The organism is Angustibacter peucedani (genome assembly GCF_054779595.1).
Window position 1 is genome coordinate 1 of the sequence record NZ_BAAGXY010000055.1, and the last position, 18,236, is coordinate 18,236.

Here is an 18,236-nt window from a genome sequence, read left to right on the forward strand (position 1 = left end):
ACCGTCGTCGTCGACTCGATCGGCGACCTGCGCGGCGCGCTCGGCAACCTGGCCTTCTCGCGCACGCGCGGTGCGGCGCCGACCGAGCCGGCCGGCAGCCGGGGCCGAGCGGCGAGCCACAGCGCCAGGGTGCCGCCGGCCGAGTGCCCCACCGCCACGACGCGGTCGAGCGCCAGGTCGTGGTCGCGGGCGGCGTCGGCGAGACGGTCGGTGCCGGCCGCGACGTCGGCGAAGGTCGTGGGCCAGCCGCCGCCGTCGCCCACCGCGCGGTAGTCCAGGTTCCAGACCGCCCAGCCCGCGGCCACCAGGTCGGCGGCCACCTCGTCCTCCAGGTGCCGGTCGTAGCCGGCCTGCCAGTACCCGCCGTGCACCAGGACGACGACACCGGACGTCGACCCCGCCGGCACGAGCAGCTCGGCGACCTGGGCCGAGGCGTCGCCGTACCGGTACAGCTGCCGCGTCGAGCCGGTCGGGGTGCGGGCGGCGCGGGCGCAGCCGGTCAGCGCGGCGACCCCGGCGAGGGCAGCCCCCAGGGCCGCACGGCGGGTGATGATCACGTCAAGGTTCGGCGCCGCGGCGACGACGGACGGGTCACGCGCGCTGCAGGACGTCGGGCGCCAGCTCGCCGACGGACGCGTGCCCGGTCAGCCCCAGGGTGAGCTCGAGCTCGGCCGCGACGTGCTCGACCACCGCGGTCACGCCGGCCTCGCCCGCCAGCGCCAGCCCGTAGACCCACGGCCGGCCGAGCCCGACCGCCGTGGCCCCCAGCGCCAGCGCCGTCAGAACGTGCGCACCGGACCGCACCCCGCTGTCGAAGACCACCGGCACCCGGCCGTCGACGCGCTCGACGACCCCGGGGAGCGCGTCCAGCGAGGCGATCGCCCCGTCGACCTGTCGGCCGCCGTGGTTCGACACCCACACCGCGTCGACCCCGGCATCGACGGCGCGCTGGGCGTCGTCCGGGTGCTGGATCCCCTTGAGCACCAACGGCAGGCGCGTCCGCGAGCGCAGCCAGTCCAGCTCGTCCCACGTCAGCGACGGGCGGGGGAACACGTCGAGGAACGTCTCGACGGCCGCCCGCGGCAGCGGCGAGCGCAGGTTGTCGCGCGTGCTGCCCGGGTGGTGACGCGCCATCGAGAGCAGTGCGCGCACGGCGGCAGGTGTCGGTCGTGGCTGATCCCCCTGCGGCGCAACGGAAGCACCCGAGACGCGCCGCTGCACCAGCTCGGCGAACACCGGGTCGGACGTGTACTGCGCGATGCCGAGCCCGTGCGCGAACGGCAGGTAGCCCAGGTCGAGGTCGCGCGTGCGCCAGCCCAGCGTGTGGGTGTCGAGGGTGACGACGAGCGCCTCGCACCCGGCGGCCTCGGCGCGGTGCACGAAGCTCTCGGCCAGCTCGTCGACGTTGCTCCAGTACAGCTGGAACCACTGCGGCGCAGCGTCTCTGACGGCGGCGACGTCCTCCATCGGCACCGACGCCTGGCTCGACTGCACCATCGGCAGACCGAGGCCGGCGGCCGCGCGCGCCACCGCGAGGTCCGCGTCGTCGTGCGCCATCTCGAGCACGCCGACGGGGCAGAGCAGCAGGGGAGCGGGCAGCCGTCGTCCGAGCAGCTCGACCTGGGTGTCGACCGTAGCCACGTCGCGCAGCATGCGCGGCACGACCCGCCAGCGGTCGAAGGCCGAGACGTTGGCCGAGGCCGTGCGCTCCATGCCGGCCGAGCCCGCGACGTACGCGAAGCCCCGCTCGCTCATCCGGCGTCGCGCCGCCGCCTCGAGCGCCGCCGGGCTGGTCGGCACGACCGGACGACGGCCGAAGACGCCGGCCCGGTAGATGGCGACCTGCACGGCCCGGCCCGCGCTGACGGGGCTCATCGACGGGTCAGCGGCGGTTGGTGAACTGCAGGGCCACGTCGAGGTCGGCCTCCCGGAGCAGCCGCTGCACCTCCTGCAGGTCGTCGCGCGACTTGCTCGACACCCGCAGCTCGTCGCCCTGGATGTGGGCCTTCACCGACTTGGGGCCCTCGTCGCGGATCAGCTTGGCGACCTTCTTGGCGTTCTCCTGGCTGAGCCCCTCCTTGAGGGTGGACTCGATGCGGAACTCCTTGCCCGAGGGCTTGGGGTCGTCGGTGTCGAGCGCCTTGAGCGAGACGCCGCGGTGCACGAGCTTGGTCTGCAGGACGTCGAGCACGGCCTTGGCGCGCTCCTCGCTGTTGGCCTTGATGAGGATCGTCTCGCCGCTCCAGGCGACCGAGGCGTCGGTGCCCTTGAAGTCGTAGCGCTGCGAGACCTCCTTGGCGGCCTGGTTCAGCGCGTTGTCGACCTCCTGGCGGTCGACCTTGCTGACCACGTCGAAGCTGGAGTCGGCCACGGGTCCCTCCTCGGGGTTCGGAGTGCTCGGTTTCAGCACTGCTCGGCGTCCTTGCTATCCTTCCATCCGCCGGAATCCGGGGCACCTCTGGTGCGCTCGGGCCTGGCACGGCAGGTTGCCCGAGCGGCCAATGGGAGCGGACTGTAAATCCGTCGCGAAAGCTTCGAAGGTTCGAATCCTTCACCTGCCACCGACAGGCCCCGGCCGGCGCGATGCCGACCGGGGCCTTCGGCGTCCTGGCCTCTGCGCACCTGGGCTCGGACGCTGCCCGAGCTGCCCGCGCCTCAGCGCTCAGAACGACCACGCGGGGGAGAACTCGTGTCCGCTGGTCGTGACGCGCCGCTCGTGGCTGCCGTCCCACCGGCTGGTCCAGATGTCGACCAGGCCGCTGGTGTCGGGCTCCTGTGCGTAGGCGAGCTGTCGTCCGTCCGGTGACCAGGTCGCCGCGAAGCTGCTGCGGGCGCTGCCGGCGTTGTGGGTGACGAGCCGGGTGGCACGCGTGCAGGCTGCCAGCGATCGGCAGCTCAGCGGCAGCAACGCGATGTCGCCGCGGCCAGGGTGCCCGCCACCGAAGGTCTCGAACGAGACGAGCCCGGCGGTCGGGCCGTGCCGCGCTGGTGAGACGGACGGACGGTCGGCATCCAGCTCCCACGGCGTGAGCTGCTGGACTGCGGTGCCGTCGACCTGCATCCGGAACAGCGCGAAGTGCAGGACGCCGTCGACGTACTGGTCCCGGACGAACACGACGGTGTGGCCGTCTGGTGCGAACCGCGGACCGTTGTCCTCGGTCGTGCCGTGGGTGCCCGGTTCGGAGAAGCGGCGCGCGCCGGACCCGTCCAGCCGGGAGATCATGAGCAGTGCGGAGCTGGCGTCACCGGTCACCGGGTCGAAGGGACCGAGGACCCGGGTGAACAGGACGTGGCGGCCGTCAGGAGCCCAGGTCGGGTTGACGTCGTCGACGCAGTCCGGGATCGCGTCGCAGCCGGTGGTGATCACCTGGACGCCGCCTCGGCCGTCGATGCGGGCCCGGACGATGTCCACGCCGGTGGCGGACTCCCGGTTGAACAGCACCGAACGGCCGTCCGGTGACCGCACCGGTGCGGTGTCGAAGGACCCGGCGTCCGGCCGCGTCAGAACGCTCGAACGGCCGGTTCGGATGTCGCCCACCACGAGGCGGTACAGGGGCGCTGAGAGGTCGTAGCTGTTCCACACCAGCTGGGTCGCGTCGTGACCCAGCTCGGCAGCGCTGGCTGCTGGCGCTCCGGCGAGCACCGCGACCGCCGCAGCGGCTAGGGCGAGCGCGTGACGCCGCCGTCTGCCGCGCCTCGTGCTGCCCTGCGACGGGGGCGTCCTGCGATCGTTCATGGTGGGCTCCAAAGGTCGGCGTCGGAGGTCGGAGCCAGCGTGACGACCCGCTCTGGAGAAGGTCTGGACCCGACGAGATCGGTGGTGCTCGGTCGGTGGGAGTCCGTCCGAGCGGGGATCGACCCCGATCAGGCGGGTTCGCCGGCCGGTCCTGACGTCGACTCCCTCAGTAGTGCGCAGTGATGGTGCGCGCTGGGCCGTCGACCGTGAGCAGTCCGCCGTAGGGCAGGACCCATTGGGGGTCGGTGTGCCCGAAGTCGGGGCCGATCACCAGCAGAGCCCCGGGGTTGTACCGGGCCATGGCTCGCAGGACGGCGGCCGCCTGGTCCTCGCGGTAGCGCGTCCGGTCGGCGGCCGTGCGGGGCGTCTCCGTGCTGCTGGCCTTGGCGCACGCCACGACGACGGCCGCTGCCTGCGCGAGGATGCCCCGCTCACCGACGTTGCGGAGCATCCGGTGGACCTCGCGGGCGGAGGGCATGTCCGCGGAGGTCTCCAGCAGCAGGATGCACCCCGCGTACGCGCGGGCGGGGGCTATCCACCGCCCGGCGGCCAGGTTCCAGTGGAGCACCTCGAGGTTCCCGCCCCAGGTCTGTGCTGTGACCGTGGTGTCCGCGTTCACCCACCGCCACGGCGCGTGGGCGATCGCCGGGATCGTCGTGGTGGCGTACTCGGGGCTGGCCCAGTCACCGTCGTCCTCGCGGAACTCCGGCAGCGGCAGGACGGGGAGATCGACGCTCTCGAACAGCGCCGCCTGCAACGAGCGCACGGACACGGCGTCCGTGGAGCCGGCACGGCCGAGGTGGACCTGCGTCGAACCGCCGTGGTAGCTGGGCAAGCCGTGGAACCAGAGCCAGTTCAGGAGGTTGGTGTTGTCGCTGTAGCCGAAGAAGGGCTTCGGGTCCGCGAGCACGACCGCCGGATCCAGGTGGGGCAGCACCGTGATCTGGTCCTCGCCCCCGATGGTGGCCATGACCGCCCGGATCGTCGGATCGGCGAACGCGTCCATCAGGTCCTGGGCGCGGTCGCGAGGGTCCGCGTCGAGCTCTCGAGTGGTCGGGTACTCGACGGGGAGGACGCCGATCTGCTCGCGAAGCCTGTCCATGGCGATCTCGTGGACGGCGGGGAACCTTGCAGGGGCTGCCCAGGACGCAGACACCACGGCGACCCGGTCACCCCGCTTCAGCTTCGGCGGCATCCGCAGCGGTCGCGTCGGTCCCGCCAGCCGCGGGAGCGCTGATGGCCGTCGGCCGGTGGCCGTCATGACCCGGCGAGCCGCGGTGCGACCGAGGTCTCGGTCGCCGGGGCGGCGGAGGTCTCGGGCCCAGCGGCACCAGTGCGCACCAGCCGATGGCCGACCACCGCGAGGCCGACGGCCTGCCCGACCGCACCGAGGACCTCACCCCAGCTGCCGCCGAGGACGTGCAGGACCGGCCAGGCGATGACAGCCAGTCCCGCCCAGCGGGGCACGGCTCGGGACCGGAGCAGCGCCAGGCCGAGCAGGAGGGTGCCGACGATGTTGCCGAGCACGAACGTCAGGGCGACAGCGATGAAGAACGGCTGGTTGACGGTCAGGTCCAGGACGGCCACGTGGTCGGCCGTCGCACCACCGTGCTCGGCCAGCGCGATGGTCGCGAAACCCTGGAAGAGCATCCCGAAGTAGCACACGTACCCGGCGATCGTCAGCACGCCACCGATCAGGCCGAGCCTGGCGGCGCCCACCCGGACCAGGTTCATGGCACCGAGCGCTGCCGGGATGAGCAGCAGGCAGCCGAGCATCGCGGCGAAGGTCAGCCACGAGTCTGCGCGTGGGTGCGCCGCGGAGACTTCCAGCGCGCCGCGCGGGGTGGTGTCGTCCAGGCCGTCGCGGCTCATGAGCGCGTGGCCCGCGTTCGCGGCGACGAAGCACCAGGGGGCGACGAACAGGGCCAGAGCCTGTCCGACGCGCCGGGAGCTGGCCGTGCCGGTGTCTTCGGCGGCACTCGTCGTCCGGTCCATGTCGGGGCCTCCAGCGCTGGAAGTGTGCGGTCGAGACCCAGGCTGCGGTGGAGCTCTGGAGAAGCTCTGGAGCCGCGATGTCCACGCGTCGTCGGTGACCCGCGACCGGCGATCGGTACCCGGCGAGTCGGCCGGAGCTCAGATCGGCGGTCGTGGCCCGTGGGTGGTCCCGGTCAGGCACTGCCGGACGGCATCGAGGTAGCGGCGCTCGGGCAGGGGCAGCCCCAGCCCGGCGGCGTCGGCGGCCCGGCGGAGTGCGTCCACCATGTCCTGCGCGTGGGCGTTGTCGCCTCTGTGCCAGGAGCTGTACGCGGCCTCGACCAGGTAGACGACGCGATCTGGCAGCAGTCCGGTGGCCAGCGCCAGGTGGCCGACGAGCTGCAGGTGTCGCTCGGCGTCGCCCGGTCGACCGGACAGCCGAGCCAGCCGAGCCCGTCTCGGCGCCGTCTTCTCCTGGGTGAGCCGCGCGGATCCGGAGGCATCGGCGGTCTCAGCCTGATCCAGGAGGGAGTTGGCGCGCTCGAGGTCGCCGACCTCGAGCGCGATGTCGGCAGCCAACCCGGCGCACCGCACGAGGTTCAGCCTGTGGCCTGTCTCGCGAGCCAGCCGGGTCGCCGCGTCCGCCGGTCCGGCAGCGGCGCCGACCTCGCCTCTGCTCCACGACAGCCGAGCGAGCTCCTCGAGGCTGCGGGACTGGCTGCGCAACGAGGCCGCCCGGTTGGCCAGTGCCAGTGATGCGGTCAGGCGCTGCGTGGCCCGCTCCCAGTCCCCGGCGTCGGCGTCGAGCGATCCCGCGGCGCGCAGCACGAAGGAACCGGTGTAGGCGTCTGCGTCCGGGTCGCAGATGTCCAGCAGTTCCGCCATGTGACGGCGGGCCCGGGGGGCGTCGCGAAATCGGAGCAGGTCGGACAGCGTCAGCAGCGTCATCACCCGGACCGCGGAGCGGCTCGCCCAACCCCAGCGAGCCGGCTGCTCGGGCGCCCGCTCAGCCAGGGCCAACGCCTGCTCGAACATCTCGAGGTCGTGCTGGGTGGGGCCGTCCGGACGCAGCCAGGACTGCGAGTTGGCCCGCACGCACAGGCAGAGGGCCTGCAGGAGCCCTGAGCCGGCCCGTGCAGCCCAGCGGGCCGCTTCGGTGCCGCGGTGCAGCGCCGTCTCCGGTCGGCCCACGGCGTCGGCCAGGAACACGGCGACGAGGTTCGCGGCGGTCCGCAACTCAGCGGGGGTGTCGACCGGTGCTGCCTCCAGGGCGTCGGTGACGAGGTCGTAGCCCTCTCGCGTGTATCCCAGGTCCCACCACAGCGGGAGGCAGTCGACGACCAGCGAGAGCAGCCGGGCAGGGTCACCGCCACCGTGTCGGTCGGCGAGCCGGGCGAGCACGCTGCGTACCTCGTCCTGCTCCTCGCGCAGTCGCTCGACGAGTGCAGCCGCGGCGGCGGTCCGCGCCGCTCGTGAGACCTGCTCGGCCAGCTCGCAGACCAACCCGGTGTGGCGTTCGAGGGCGGCAGCGCGAGCGGTGGGACTCTCTGCCAGTCGCTCGGCCGCGTAGTCGCGGATGGTCACCAGCTGGCGGTACCGCGGAGCGTCCTGGCTGCCGGACCGGTAGAGCATGTTGCGCTGGTGGAGCTGGGCCAGCACCACGGCGGTGTCCGAGCCCAGGTCGCCGACCTGCTCGACGTGCTCGAGGCGCGCACCCGACACGAAGACGGAGAGCTGCTCGAACAGGCTGCGCTGGCTCGCCGTCAGCGTCCGGTAGCTCCAGTCCAGGGCCGCCCGCAGCGTCTGGTGTCGCGCGGGCTGGTCCCCTCCGCGGCGACGACCGCCGAGCAGCGCCACCGGGCGGTCGAGGCGTTCCAGGAGGGCCTGCAGCGTCAGCGTCGACGTGAGCGGGGCGGCGAGCTCGATGGTCAACGGCAAGCCGTCCAGGCTCCGACACACGCGTGCCAGCACAGCCACGTCCGGATCGCGCACGGCGAAGCCCGGGTCGGCGTCCTTGGCTCGCTCGACGAAGAGACGGACGGCAGGGCTACCCAGCACCCCCTCGCGACTGTCTCCCGCCTCGGGGGTGGCCAGCGGTACCACCGGGACCAGCTGCTCACCGGAGATGCCCAGCGGCTCCCGAGACGTGGACAGGACCGTCAGCAGCGGGACCCGAGCGAGAACCTCGGCAATGGTCGGGGCAGCACCGAGGAGGTGCTCCAGGTTGTCCAGGACGAGCAAGGTCGCCGGCAGGGCGTTCAGGATGCGCGCGACCGCGTCGGCCTCGGACGTGGCCGGCGTCGGCCTGCCCAGGACGCCGATCGCGGTCTGCCAGAGCAGGTCCGCATCGCGGACGGGCGCGAGGTCGACGAACGCCACCGCCCGGTCGCCCGCGGCTACGACGGCGGCTGCGACCTCGACAGCCAGCCGCGTCTTGCCGCTCCCTGCAGGCCCGGTGAGGGTGACCAGCCGATGGGTCATCAAGAGCTCGCCCACCTCGGACCGCAGCTGGTCGCGGCCGATGAACGAGGAGAGCCGCGACGGCAGCACGGGGGGATGCGGCCGGGCTGCTCCCGCGCCAGCAAGCCTCGGGCTCTGCTGCAGGATGTCCAGGTGCAGCCGGCCCAGCTCGGGGTTGGGGTCGACACCGAGCTCGTCCGCCAGGGCGTGCCGGGCTCGTTCGTAGGTGTCCAGCGCCTCGGCCTGCCGGCCCAAGCGGTAGAGGGCCAGCATCCGCAGGGCCACCAACGACTCTCGCAGCGGGTTGGCGTCGACCAGCGGATCCACCTGCGCCAGCGCGGAGTCGGGTCGACCTAGCCGCAGCTCCACGTCGGCCGACGCCTCCATCGTGGTCAGCCACTCGGCCTCGACGGTGGCTGCGGCGTCTGCCAGGACGGCCTGGGAGAACTCGACCAGCGCCGGCCCTCGCCGCTCGCCGATTGCAGCGTGCAGGAGCCGGCGAGCGCCGTACAGATCCCCGATCGCTGCGGCGTCGAGCCCTTCGCGAGCGCGGGCGCGGAAGCGCATCAGGTCGCAGTCCTGCTCGCTGACGTGCAGGCAGTAGCCCCCGCCGGTCGAGGTCAGCCGGTCGCCGGAGTCGCGACGACCGCGGCCGGGGTCGAGCACCGTTCGCCAGTGCGAGACATAACCCTGGACCAGGTTCGCGGCCGAGCTCGGTTGGTGCTGGCCCCAGAGCCCGGTCGCCAGGCTGTCGGCGCTGACGGCTCGGTTCGCCGACAGCAGCAGCATTGCCAGCAGTGCTTGTCGGCGACCCGCGCCAGCTTCGAGCACCCTGTCGGACCGGCGCACCTCGAACGGCCCCAGCACCCGGAACTCCGTGGCCTCCATGGCACCGCCTCAGGCAGCCGGTCGCGTCGAGACAACGTACCAAGCCGTAGCGAGGACTTCTGGTCGCGCGGGTGGCTCCAGAAGGCTTCCAGGACGACGGCTCGCCGCTGCGCGCCTAGGCTCGGACCGTGCCCGAGCTGCCCGAGGTCGAGTCCGCGCGCCGGGTGGTCGAGGAGCACGCGCTCGGACGACGGATCGCCGACGTCGACGACAGCGACACCTACGAGTGCCGCCCGCACCGCCCCGGTGACATCCGGGCCGCGCTGCTCGGCCGACGGCTCACCGTGGCGCACCGCCGCGGCAAGAGCATGTGGTGCGACACCAGCGGCGTCGGCCGCTCGCGCCAGCCGGGTCCGACCCTGGGGATCCACCTCGGCATGTCGGGCAAGGTCGTGGTGGTCGAGGCCGACGGCACGAGCACCGACGGCGGCGACTACTGGGCGCGCGGTCGTGCGGCGGGCGACGAGCGGTTCACCCGCTTCGCCCTGACCTTCGCCGACGGCGGGCGGATGCTGCTGCTCGACCCGCGCCGGCTGGGCCGGGTGCGCCTCGACCCGGACGTCGACGCGCTGGGTCCGGACGCCGCCGAGATCACGCTGCCCGAGCTGCGCGGCGCGCTCGCGCGCGGCACGGCAGCGGTGAAGGCCCGGCTGCTCGACCAGCACGCCGTCGCCGGAATCGGGAACCTGCTGGCCGACCAGGTGCTGTGGCAGGCGCGCGTCGACCCGCGGCGCCGGGTCGACGCGTTGGACGACGACGACGTCCGGCGGCTGCACCGCGCGGTGCGCTCGGCGATCACCGCCGCGCGCAAGGGCGGCGGCGTGCACACCTTGCGCGTGGTGCCGTTCCGCACGGCCGGCGCGCGCTGCCCGCGCTGCGGTGCCCCGATGGTGCGCGGCACCGTCGGCACCCGCACCACGTGGTGGTGCTCCGCCGAGCAGCTCTGAGGCAGGTCTAGGCGCGGATGCCGGCGAGCACGATGGTGACCACGCGCCGCTGCTGGGCGGCGTCGAGCTCGCCCATCATCGAGCACCCGCCGACCAGCCGGACGACGTCCGCGCTGTCGACGTCCGCGCGCACGTCGCCGGAGTCCTTGCCGTTCTGGACGACGCGCTCGGCCGTCCCGCGGATCACGGCCCGCGAGTGCGTCAGCAGCTCGGAGTCGCGTCCGGTGGCCTCGACCAGCTCGGCGAACAGCGCGCGCTTGGTGGCGGCATAGGAGATGAAGGCCTCGACCCAGCCCTCGAGCGCGGCCCAGGGGGTCTCGCGCTCGACGAGCTCGTCGGTGGTGACGCGCAGCGCGTCGACGTCCTCGCGGTAGACCGCCTCGAGCAGGGCCAGCCGGCTGGGGAAGCGGCGGTACAGCGTCCCGATGCCGACGCCGGCCCGGCGGGCGATGTCCTCGAGCGAGGCCGCGGCGCCGTGCTCGTGCAGCGCGTCGCGCGCGGCCGTGACGATCGCGTCGTAGTTGCGGCGCGCGTCGGCGCGCAGCGGGCGCTGGGGCCCGGCCGCAGCGGCCGGGTCGACCTCGACCGTGGACACCTCGACCTCCTGGAAATGACACGACGTGGAACCGACTTGCTAAGTGGAGGCACCCTCCGTATATTAACCGGAGGCGCCTTCCACTTCTGGAACCACCGTACCACCCCGACTCTTCCCAGGGAGCACACCTGTGTCCGTGCAGACCCTCACCCCACCGCAGTCCCCGGCCGGGCGCTCGTCCGGCCGCCCCGGACGACGCACCCTCCGCTCCACCAACCCCGCCGTGGCCCTCGGCACCGTCCTCGTGGCGCAGCTGATGGTCGTGCTCGACGCGAGCATCGTGAACGTCGCGCTGCCCGACATGGCGCAGGTGCTGCACCTGAGCCAGACCGGCCTGTCCTGGGTCATGAACGCCTACACGCTCGCCTTCGGCGGCCTGCTGCTGCTCGGCGCCCGCGCCGGCGACCTGCTCGGCCGGCGCCGCGTCTTCATCGCGGGCATGAGCGTCTTCGTCCTCGCCTCGTTCGTCGGCGGTCTGGCCACCACCGGCGAGTGGCTGATCGCCTCGCGCGCCGTGCAGGGCGTCGGTGCCGCGCTCGCGGCCCCGGCCGTTCTGGCGATGCTCACCGCCACCGTGCCCGAGGGCCGCGAGCGCAACCGCGCCCTCGGCCTGTTCACCGCCGTCTCCATCGGTGGCGCGGCCATCGGCCTGGTCGCCGGCGGCATGCTCACCCAGTGGGTGTCGTGGCGCTGGGTGATGTTCGTCAACGTGCCGATCGGCCTGGCCGTCGTCGTGGCCGCCTTCCTGGTCCTGCCCGAGACCCCGCGCCACACCGGCCGGGTCGACGTCGAGGGCGCGATCGCCTCGACGCTGGGCATGACCTCGCTGGTCTACGGGTTCGTGCACGCGGCGGACGCCGGCTGGTCCGACCCGGTCACGGTCGGCTCGTTCGCCGCGGCCGCCGTGCTGCTCGCGGCGTTCGTCGTGATCGAGCGCCGCGCCGCCGCCCCGATCACGCCGCTCGGCCTGTTCGCGGACCGCACCCGCTCGGCCGCGTACCTCGGCCGGATGCTGCTGGTCGCCGGGATGATGGGCATGTTCTTCTTCATGACCCAGCTGCTGCAGACCGAGATCGGCTACTCGCCGCTGAAGGCCGGGCTGGCGTTCCTGCCCGTCACCGCCGGGGTCTTCATCGCCTCGCAGGTGGCGGCCCGCCGGCTGGTCGAGGCCATCGGCCCTCGCACCACCATGGTCCTCGGCGCGCTCGTCTCGTCGTCCAGCGTCTTCTGGCTGAGCCACACCTCGGCCCACCCGGCGTACTGGACGATCGGCGTCCCGCTGTTCCTCATGGGGCTGGGCAACGGCACGGTGTTCGTGCCGATCACCGCGGCCGCGCTGCAGCAGGTCGAGCCCCAGCACGCCGGGGCCGCTGCCGGTCTGGTCAACGTCGCGCAGCAGGTCGGCTCGACGCTCGGCCTGGCCGTCCTGGTCACGGTGTTCGGCACCGCCAGCCGGCACGCGCTCGCCGACGGCGGCACCGGCTCGGCGGCCGAGCAGGCCCGGCAGGCGTTCGTCAGCGGCGCCGACACCGCGCTGCTCGTGGCGGCGGGCTTCATCCTGCTCACCGCCCTGGTCGCCAGCACGATGCACCGCCCGCCGCGCACGCGGCAGGCCGAGCTGGTCAGCCCGGCGGTCGTGGCCGACTGACCGCCCTGACCGCCCGGACGTCGAGGGCCCGCTCCCGCACGGGGGCGGGCCCTTCGTCCTGCCCGGGGAGCCCGGCGACGGCCACGAGCGCGGCGAGCTCGGGGTTGTCGACCTCGGCGGCCAGCAGCTGCGCCGTCTCGAGGTCGCCCGCCCGCCCGAGGGCGGCCCCGTGCACCAGCGCCCGCACCACGAGCTCCTTCATCCCGGTGCGGGCGGCGAGCACCCGCAGGTCCTCGACCCAGGTCGCGGTGCGGGGGTGGCCGTGGCGCCGTCCCAGCAGGCACTGGGCGTCCAGGATGTACGCGTCCAACCAGACGTAGGGGTCGCTGACCCGCCCGGCCCGCTGGCGGGCGTCGGCCAGCACGGCGAAGGCGCGGTCGGTGTCGCCCCCTTCCTCGGCGACCAGGGCCAGCCCGCGGGCCGACAGGCCCTCCCAGCACGGGTCGGCCAGCTGGCAGGCGCGGGCGAACGCGTGCCCGAGCACGAGCCCGGCAGCGGCCGCGTCGCCGCGCGCCAGGTGCACCTCGCCGAGCAGCGCCTGCGGCCACGGCAGGAAGGCCAGCCAGTGCGCGGCCTCGGCCAGCTCGACGGCGGCCGTCAGCTGCTGCTCGGCCCGGTCGAGCTCGCCGCGCAGCAGGTGCACCCGGCCGAGCATCGACGTCCCGTAGGCGTGCAGCCGGTCCTGCCCTCCCGCCCGGGCGGCGCTCGTCCCGCGCGCGAGGTGCTCGACGGCCTGCGGGTAGGCGGCCCGGTCGCTCGCGACGCACCCGAGGTAAGTAGCGGCCCGCGCCTCGACCAGCCCGCCGGCGTCCAGCGCCTCGGCGAGCCAGCGCTGCGCGCGGTCGTAGCGGGCGCGCAGGAAGTCGACGTACCCGAGCTCGGCCCGGGCCTGGGCCGCGTCCTGCACCTGTCCCTGCGCGACCGCGATCTCGTCGGCCTCGTGCAGGATCGCGACGCCCTCCTCGTCCAGCCCGCGCACCGAGTGGACGAGGGCCTCGGCCAGCTGCAGCCGCGCCGCCACCCGCCAGCGGGCGTGGTCGGAGCGGTCGGCCATCTCGACGCCGGTGCGCAACGAGCCGATGCCCGCCTCGGCCGCGCCGGCCTGCACCGCCGCCGTGCCCGCCTCGACGACGGCGGCGAGCGTGGTCTCGTCGGTCACGGTGCCGGCCTCGTGCGGCGCCTCGCGCAGCGCCGCCTGCACCGCCTGGCCCGGCCGGACGCCGAGCTCGTCGCCGAACCGGGCGACGCAGGCCCGGTACTGACGGGCGGCGGCCTCGTCGTCGCCGCGAAGCCGGTAGACCCGGATCAGCAGCGCCTGGTGCGTCTCGTCCAGGTCGTTCATCGCGGCCGCGCGCACGGCGAAGCCGAGGGCCGCGTCGAGGTCGCCCCGCGACGCGCAGCGCAGGGCCGCCTCGTGCAGCACGGCCTCCGTGGCCGCGGCCACCTGCTGCTGCTGCGCGAGCAGCCAGGTCTCGAAGCCCGCGGCGCCGCGCACGACCGTGCCCTCGAGCAGGCCGGCGCCCAGCCCGGGCAGGTCGACGGCGTCCTGCCACTGGCCGCCGAGCACCGTGCGCACGTCGACCCGCGCGTCGACCGGCAGGCGCAGCACCACCGGGTCGCCCTCGACCTCGACGCCCGCCCCGAGGCCGCGGCGCAGCTCCGACAGGTGCCAGCGCAGCGTGCGCAGCGGGTCGTCGGCCTCGGCCAGCAGCAACCCGGCGAGCTGCGCGCGGCTGGGGGCGCGCTCGCCGAGCAGCAGGTAGGTCAGCAGCGCCCAGCTCTTGCGGCTGCGGAGCTGGTAGCCGTCGCCGTCCGGCCGCTCCACGTGGGGGCGGCCGAGCAGGTGGATGGTCAGGCTCATGGTGGCTCACATCGTCCCGCCGGCCGGCCCGCCGGCCAAGGGGGTTGTCGCAGGGGACCGCCCCACCGCACGGCGGGTGCCGTGGGTGGGGCGGCCGCTCACGCGTGCTCGCTGACCGGGTAGATCTCGTCGGCGACCAGGCCGTGCGCCTCGCGGTGCACGACGTTGGCCGACTCGGCGTCCGGGGCCTCGACCAGGCAGAAGATCTTGCCGGCCTGCTCGTCGACCCAGTAGCGGCGGTAGTTGACGCCGTAAGCACCCTGCGTGGCCAGGTCGGCCTGGTGCGCGCCGGCGACGTCCGCCTCGGTGACCCCACCCTCGATCGTGTGCACGTCCATGAAGAGCGGCATGGTTCCTCCTCCGTGGTGGGCCGACCGCTCGTGGCCGGCCCGGTGAGCAGAGCCAACGCCCTCGCCGTGTGACGGCGCGTGTGACGCGGCATCATCGGTCCGGTGAAGCGCCAGCTGCCCCGACCGCGCGACCTCGCGCCGCTGCTGCGCTTCCAGCCACCCACGCTCGACGCCACGACCCGCCGGCTGCGCCGCGCGCACACGATCGCCGACCTGCGCGCCATCGCCCGTCGGCGCACGCCGCGCGGCCCGTTCGACTACACCGACGGCTCGGCGGACGGCGAGCTGACGCTGGCCCGCGCCCGGCAGGCCTTCCGAGACATCACCTTCCACCCGGACGTGCTGCGCGACGTCTCGGACGTCGACCCGTCGGTCGAGGTGCTCGGCGCGACGTCGGCCCTGCCGTTCGGCATCGCCCCCACCGGCTTCACGCGGATGATGCAGACGCAGGGCGAGATCGCCGGTGCGACGGCGGCCGAGGCCGCGGGCATCCCGTTCTCGCTGTCGACCATGGCGACGACGTCGATCGAGGACGTGGCCGCCGCCGCTCCGCACGGCCGGCACTGGTTCCAGCTCTACCTGTGGAACGACCGCGAGCGCTCGATGGCGCTCGTCGACCGCGCGCGGCGGGCCGGGTACGACACGCTGCTCGTCACGGTCGACACCCCGGTCGCGGGCAACCGGCTGCGAGACGTCCGCAACGGCCTCACCATCCCGCCGACCCTCACCCTGCGCACGCTGCTCGACGCCGCGCCGCGCGCCGCCTGGTGGTTCGACTTCCTGACCACCGAGCAGCTCTCGTTCGCCTCGCTCGACCGCTGGCCCGGCACCGTGGCCCAGCTGATCGACACGATGTTCGACCCGTCGGTGACATTCGAGGACCTCGCCTGGGTGCGCGAGCAGTGGCCGGGGGCGCTGGTGGTCAAGGGCGTGCAGGGCGTGGCCGACGCCCGGCGCTGCGCGGACGTCGGCGCCGACGCCGTGCTGCTGTCGAACCACGGCGGCCGCCAGCTCGACCGCGCGCCGGTGCCGTTCCACCTGCTGCCGGACGTGGTGCGCGAGGTCGGGCGCGACGTCGAGGTGCACCTCGACACCGGCATCACCAGCGGCCAGGACGTCGTCGCGGCGCTCGCGCACGGCGCCCGCTTCACCTACGTCGGCCGGGCCTACCTGTACGGCCTGATGGCCGGCGGGCGTCCCGGCGTCGACCGCGCGATCGAGATCCTGCGCACCGAGCTGGTGCGCACGATGCGGCTGCTCGGCGTCCGGTCTGTCGCCGAGCTCGAGCCCGGCCACGTCACGCGGCTGAGCCGCGGCTGAGCCCTGGCTGAGCCCGGCCGTTGACCGGACGGGCACCCGGCCCGTGCCCGGGTGGGCCGGTGCGGGCACCCGCTTGCCCGACCGAGCGGGCAGGTCACGCACAGCAACGCCGCGAACCGGGCACGAAGCGGGCACGGGCCAGCACCCGGTCGGGCTTTACGGATCGAGGGACGTGGGGTGGACTGTGACCACCGTCACAGCGAGGTGAGGGGCTCCGGCCCCGTCGGAGGGAGGCTGCCGTGGAGGCCACCGAGCGTCACCAGCGACTGCTCTCCCGTGCCCGCACCGAGGGCCGGGTGGACGTGTCGGACGCCGCCGAGGAGCTCGCGGTGGCGCCCGAGACGATCCGTCGCGACCTGCGGCACCTCGCCGACCGGGGCCTGCTGCTGCGCACCCACGGCGGCGCGTTCCCGGTCGAGAGCGCCGGCTTCGAGTCCAACCTCGCGCACCGCACGACGTCCTGGCTCGCCGAGAAGCACCGGATCGCCGCGGCCGCGGCGGACCTGCTCGACGACGCCGAGACGGTCTACGTCGACGAGGGCGTGACCCCGCAGTTCGTCGCCGAGGCGCTGCGACCCACCCACCCCATCACCGTCGTCACCTCGTCGTTGCTCACCGCCTGCGCGCTGGGCGACGCGCCCGACATCACGGTGCTGCTGCTGGGCGGACGCGTCCGGCCGCGCACCCTGGCCACCGTCGACCACTGGGCGATCAAGATGCTCAGCGAGTTCGTCATCGACCTGGCCTACCTCGGGGCCAACGGCATCTCGCGCGACCACGGGCTCACCACGCCCGACCCGGTCGTGGCCGCCGTCAAGGGGCAGGTCATGTCCGGCGCGCGCCGCAAGGTGTTCGTCGGCATCCACACCAAGTTCGGGGTGTCGAGCTTCTGCCGCTTCGCCGGCGTCCCCGACTTCGAGGTCGTCGTCACCGACACCGGGCTGCCGGCGTCGGAAGCCCACCGCTACTCGGCCCTCGGGCCGCACGTCCTGCGCGTCTAGCCCTTCTGCTGCAACCGATCTGATCCCTCACCCCTCGAGCACGTCCACCACGGCCGCGCCGCGATGCCGTGCACCCTCCGGGAGGAACGCCGTGTCCGCTCTGCCCAAGTCCGTGGTCCTCGCCGTCACCGGCCTGGCCGCCCTGTCGCTCGCCGCCTGCGCCGGTGCCGGCGGTGGTGGTGGGTCCGGCGACTCCGCCGGTGGCGGCAAGTCCGTCAACGTCCTGATGGTCAACAACCCGCAGATGCTGGCCCTGCAGAAGCTGACCGCCGACAACTTCACGAAGCAGACCGGCATCACCGTTAACTACACGGTGCTGCCGGAGAACGACGTCCGCGACAAGATCAGCCAGGAGTTCTCCAGCCAGGCCGGCCAGTACGACGTCGCCTCGATCAGCAACTACGAGGTGCCGTTCTACGCCAAGAACGGCTGGCTCGCGCCGCTGGACGACTCGGTCGCCAAGGCCGACGGCTTCGACCAGGCCGACATCCTCAAGCCGATGACGGAGTCGCTCACCGCCGACGACGGCAAGCTCTACGGCGAGCCGTTCTACGGCGAGAGCTCGTTCCTCATGTACCGCAAGGACGTCCTGGCCGCGAAGAACATCACGATGCCCGAGAAGCCGACCTGGCAGGAGGTCGCCGACATCGCCGCGAAGGTGGACGGCGCGCAGCCCGGCATGAAGGGCATCTGCCTGCGCGGCCTGCCCGGCTGGGGCGAGGTCATGGCGCCGCTCACCACGGTGGTCAACACCTTCGGCGGCACGTGGTTCACCAAGGACTGGCAGGCCTCGCTGAACTCCCCGGAGTGGAAGCAGGCGCTGCAGTTCTACGTCGACCTGGTGCAGAAGCACGGCGAGTCCGGCGCTCCCCAGTCCGGCTTCGCCGAGTGCCTGAACAACCTCGAGCAGGGCAAGGTCGCGATCTGGTACGACGCGACGTCCGCCGCGGGGTCGCTGGAGGCGCCCAACTCGCCGGTGGCCGGCAAGATCGGCTACGCGCCCGCGCCGGTCGTCAAGACGCAGTCCTCGGGCTGGCTCTACACCTGGGCCTGGGGCGTGCAGAAGGCGAGCAAGCGCCAGGACGCCGCGGCCAAGTTCGTCGCCTGGGCCTCGAGCAAGGAGTACGAGGAGCTCGTCGGGAAGACCGACGGCTGGGCGACCGTGCCCGCCGGCAAGCGCGCCTCGACGTACCAGAACGCCGAGTACCTGAAGGTCGCCAAGGCGTTCGCGGACCCGACGTTCGAGGCGATCAGCTCGGCCGACCCGCGCAACCCCGGCGTCCAGGAGCGACCGACGATCGGCATCCAGTTCGTCGACATCCCGGAGTTCTCCGCCCTCGGCACGAGCGTCTCGCAAGGCGTGAGCTCGGCCATCGCCGGCAAGACCAGCGTCGACCAGGCGCTGCAGGCCGGGCAGGGGTACGCCGAGAAGGTCGCCGAGAAGTACCGGAAGTGA

At 73.5% G+C, this 18,236-nt stretch carries 15 protein-coding genes and 1 tRNA gene; 6 read left to right on the forward strand and 10 right to left on the reverse strand.

The annotated features are described in order from the left end of the window. The 3 genes from ACYVJ4_RS11045 to ACYVJ4_RS11055 all read right to left on the reverse strand — a co-directional run. Nucleotides 1-557 (reverse strand): alpha/beta hydrolase (locus ACYVJ4_RS11045; protein ID WP_460460184.1); only part of this gene is annotated, 557 nt, incomplete at its 3' end. Nucleotides 558-591: 34 nt separating this feature from the next. Beyond that, nucleotides 592-1,875 carry an alpha-hydroxy-acid oxidizing protein gene (locus ACYVJ4_RS11050; RefSeq protein WP_460460185.1) on the reverse strand — a complete coding sequence of 428 codons (1,284 nt, stop codon included), beginning with the start codon at nucleotides 1,873-1,875 and terminating at the stop codon, nucleotides 592-594. A 7-nt stretch (nucleotides 1,876-1,882) separates the two neighbouring features. Then, nucleotides 1,883-2,371 carry a YajQ family cyclic di-GMP-binding protein gene (locus ACYVJ4_RS11055; RefSeq protein ID WP_460460186.1) on the reverse strand — a complete coding sequence of 163 codons (489 nt, stop codon included), beginning with the start codon at nucleotides 2,369-2,371 and terminating at the stop codon, nucleotides 1,883-1,885. Between the two features lie 109 nt (nucleotides 2,372-2,480). On the opposite strand from ACYVJ4_RS11055, the gene ACYVJ4_RS11060 reads away from it, so the two are divergent. Then, nucleotides 2,481-2,561, forward strand: a tRNA-Tyr gene (locus ACYVJ4_RS11060). A 101-nt stretch (nucleotides 2,562-2,662) separates the two neighbouring features. On the opposite strand, the gene ACYVJ4_RS11065 is transcribed toward ACYVJ4_RS11060, so the two are convergent. The 4 genes from ACYVJ4_RS11065 to ACYVJ4_RS11080 all read right to left on the reverse strand — a co-directional run bounded on the left by ACYVJ4_RS11065 (nucleotide 2,663) and on the right by ACYVJ4_RS11080 (nucleotide 9,058). Then, nucleotides 2,663-3,643 carry a TolB family protein gene (locus tag ACYVJ4_RS11065; protein ID WP_460460187.1) on the reverse strand — a complete coding sequence of 327 codons (981 nt, stop codon included), beginning with the start codon at nucleotides 3,641-3,643 and terminating at the stop codon, nucleotides 2,663-2,665. 259 nt (nucleotides 3,644-3,902) lie between these two features. Then, on the reverse strand, nucleotides 3,903-4,997 hold the full coding sequence (locus tag ACYVJ4_RS11070; RefSeq protein ID WP_460460188.1) for a S66 family peptidase: 1,095 nt from the start codon (nucleotides 4,995-4,997) through the stop codon (nucleotides 3,903-3,905). Continuing rightward, nucleotides 4,994-5,731: a hypothetical protein gene (locus ACYVJ4_RS11075; RefSeq protein ID WP_460460189.1), complete on the reverse strand. Its 738-nt coding sequence runs from the start codon at nucleotides 5,729-5,731 to the stop codon at nucleotides 4,994-4,996. Before ACYVJ4_RS11075 ends, ACYVJ4_RS11070 begins: the two co-directional genes overlap by 4 nt. Nucleotides 5,732-5,869: 138 nt before the next feature. Continuing rightward, a complete protein-coding gene (locus ACYVJ4_RS11080) occupies nucleotides 5,870-9,058 on the reverse strand; it encodes an ATP-binding protein (RefSeq protein ID WP_460460190.1) in 3,189 nt (1,062 codons plus the stop codon). 128 nt (nucleotides 9,059-9,186) lie between these two features. Between ACYVJ4_RS11080 and ACYVJ4_RS11085 the strand changes: the two genes are divergently transcribed. Beyond that, on the forward strand, nucleotides 9,187-10,005 hold the full coding sequence (locus ACYVJ4_RS11085) for an Fpg/Nei family DNA glycosylase (protein WP_460460191.1): 819 nt from the start codon (nucleotides 9,187-9,189) through the stop codon (nucleotides 10,003-10,005). Between the two features lie 7 nt (nucleotides 10,006-10,012). On the opposite strand, the gene ACYVJ4_RS11090 is transcribed toward ACYVJ4_RS11085, so the two are convergent. Next, nucleotides 10,013-10,600, reverse strand: a complete 588-nt coding sequence (locus tag ACYVJ4_RS11090) for a TetR/AcrR family transcriptional regulator (protein WP_460460192.1) — start codon at nucleotides 10,598-10,600, stop codon at nucleotides 10,013-10,015. 136 nt (nucleotides 10,601-10,736) lie between these two features. Between ACYVJ4_RS11090 and ACYVJ4_RS11095 the strand changes: the two genes are divergently transcribed. Next, nucleotides 10,737-12,248 (forward strand): MFS transporter, encoded by a 1,512-nt coding sequence (locus ACYVJ4_RS11095; RefSeq protein ID WP_460460193.1) that lies wholly within the window; start codon nucleotides 10,737-10,739, stop codon nucleotides 12,246-12,248. Here ACYVJ4_RS11095 and ACYVJ4_RS11100 read toward each other — a convergent pair. Together ACYVJ4_RS11100 and ACYVJ4_RS11105 are read right to left on the reverse strand one after the other, a co-directional pair. Continuing rightward, nucleotides 12,223-14,109: an AfsR/SARP family transcriptional regulator gene (locus tag ACYVJ4_RS11100; RefSeq protein WP_460460194.1), complete on the reverse strand. Its 1,887-nt coding sequence runs from the start codon at nucleotides 14,107-14,109 to the stop codon at nucleotides 12,223-12,225. The genes ACYVJ4_RS11095 and ACYVJ4_RS11100 overlap by 26 nt on opposite strands. Before the next feature lie 98 nt (nucleotides 14,110-14,207). Continuing rightward, nucleotides 14,208-14,459 carry a DUF4242 domain-containing protein gene (locus ACYVJ4_RS11105; protein ID WP_460460195.1) on the reverse strand — a complete coding sequence of 84 codons (252 nt, stop codon included), beginning with the start codon at nucleotides 14,457-14,459 and terminating at the stop codon, nucleotides 14,208-14,210. A 102-nt stretch (nucleotides 14,460-14,561) separates the two neighbouring features. On the opposite strand from ACYVJ4_RS11105, the gene ACYVJ4_RS11110 reads away from it, so the two are divergent. The 3 genes from ACYVJ4_RS11110 (at nucleotide 14,562) to ACYVJ4_RS11120 (ending at nucleotide 18,236) form a co-directional block, all read left to right on the forward strand. Further along, entirely contained in the window at nucleotides 14,562-15,779 is a 1,218-nt protein-coding gene (locus ACYVJ4_RS11110) for an alpha-hydroxy acid oxidase (protein ID WP_460460196.1), read from the forward strand. A 239-nt stretch (nucleotides 15,780-16,018) separates the two neighbouring features. Beyond that, on the forward strand, nucleotides 16,019-16,780 hold the full coding sequence (locus tag ACYVJ4_RS11115) for a DeoR/GlpR family DNA-binding transcription regulator (protein ID WP_460460197.1): 762 nt from the start codon (nucleotides 16,019-16,021) through the stop codon (nucleotides 16,778-16,780). 100 nt (nucleotides 16,781-16,880) lie between these two features. After that, nucleotides 16,881-18,236: an ABC transporter substrate-binding protein gene (locus tag ACYVJ4_RS11120; protein ID WP_460460242.1), complete on the forward strand. Its 1,356-nt coding sequence runs from the start codon at nucleotides 16,881-16,883 to the stop codon at nucleotides 18,234-18,236.

Bases quoted from the DNA above. Each gene is read 5' to 3' on its own strand.
- ACYVJ4_RS11050 (WP_460460185.1), bottom strand. From the start codon at position 1,875: ATGAGCCCCGTCAGCGCGGGCCGGGCCGTGCAGGTCGCCATCTACCGG.
- ACYVJ4_RS11070 (WP_460460188.1), bottom strand. From the start codon at position 4,997: ATGACGGCCACCGGCCGACGGCCATCAGCGCTCCCGCGGCTGGCGGGA.
- ACYVJ4_RS11075 (WP_460460189.1), bottom strand. From the start codon at position 5,731: ATGGACCGGACGACGAGTGCCGCCGAAGACACCGGCACGGCCAGCTCC.
- ACYVJ4_RS11080 (WP_460460190.1), bottom strand. From the start codon at position 9,058: ATGGAGGCCACGGAGTTCCGGGTGCTGGGGCCGTTCGAGGTGCGCCGG.
- ACYVJ4_RS11100 (WP_460460194.1), bottom strand. From the start codon at position 14,109: ATGAGCCTGACCATCCACCTGCTCGGCCGCCCCCACGTGGAGCGGCCG.
- ACYVJ4_RS11105 (WP_460460195.1), bottom strand. From the start codon at position 14,459: ATGCCGCTCTTCATGGACGTGCACACGATCGAGGGTGGGGTCACCGAG.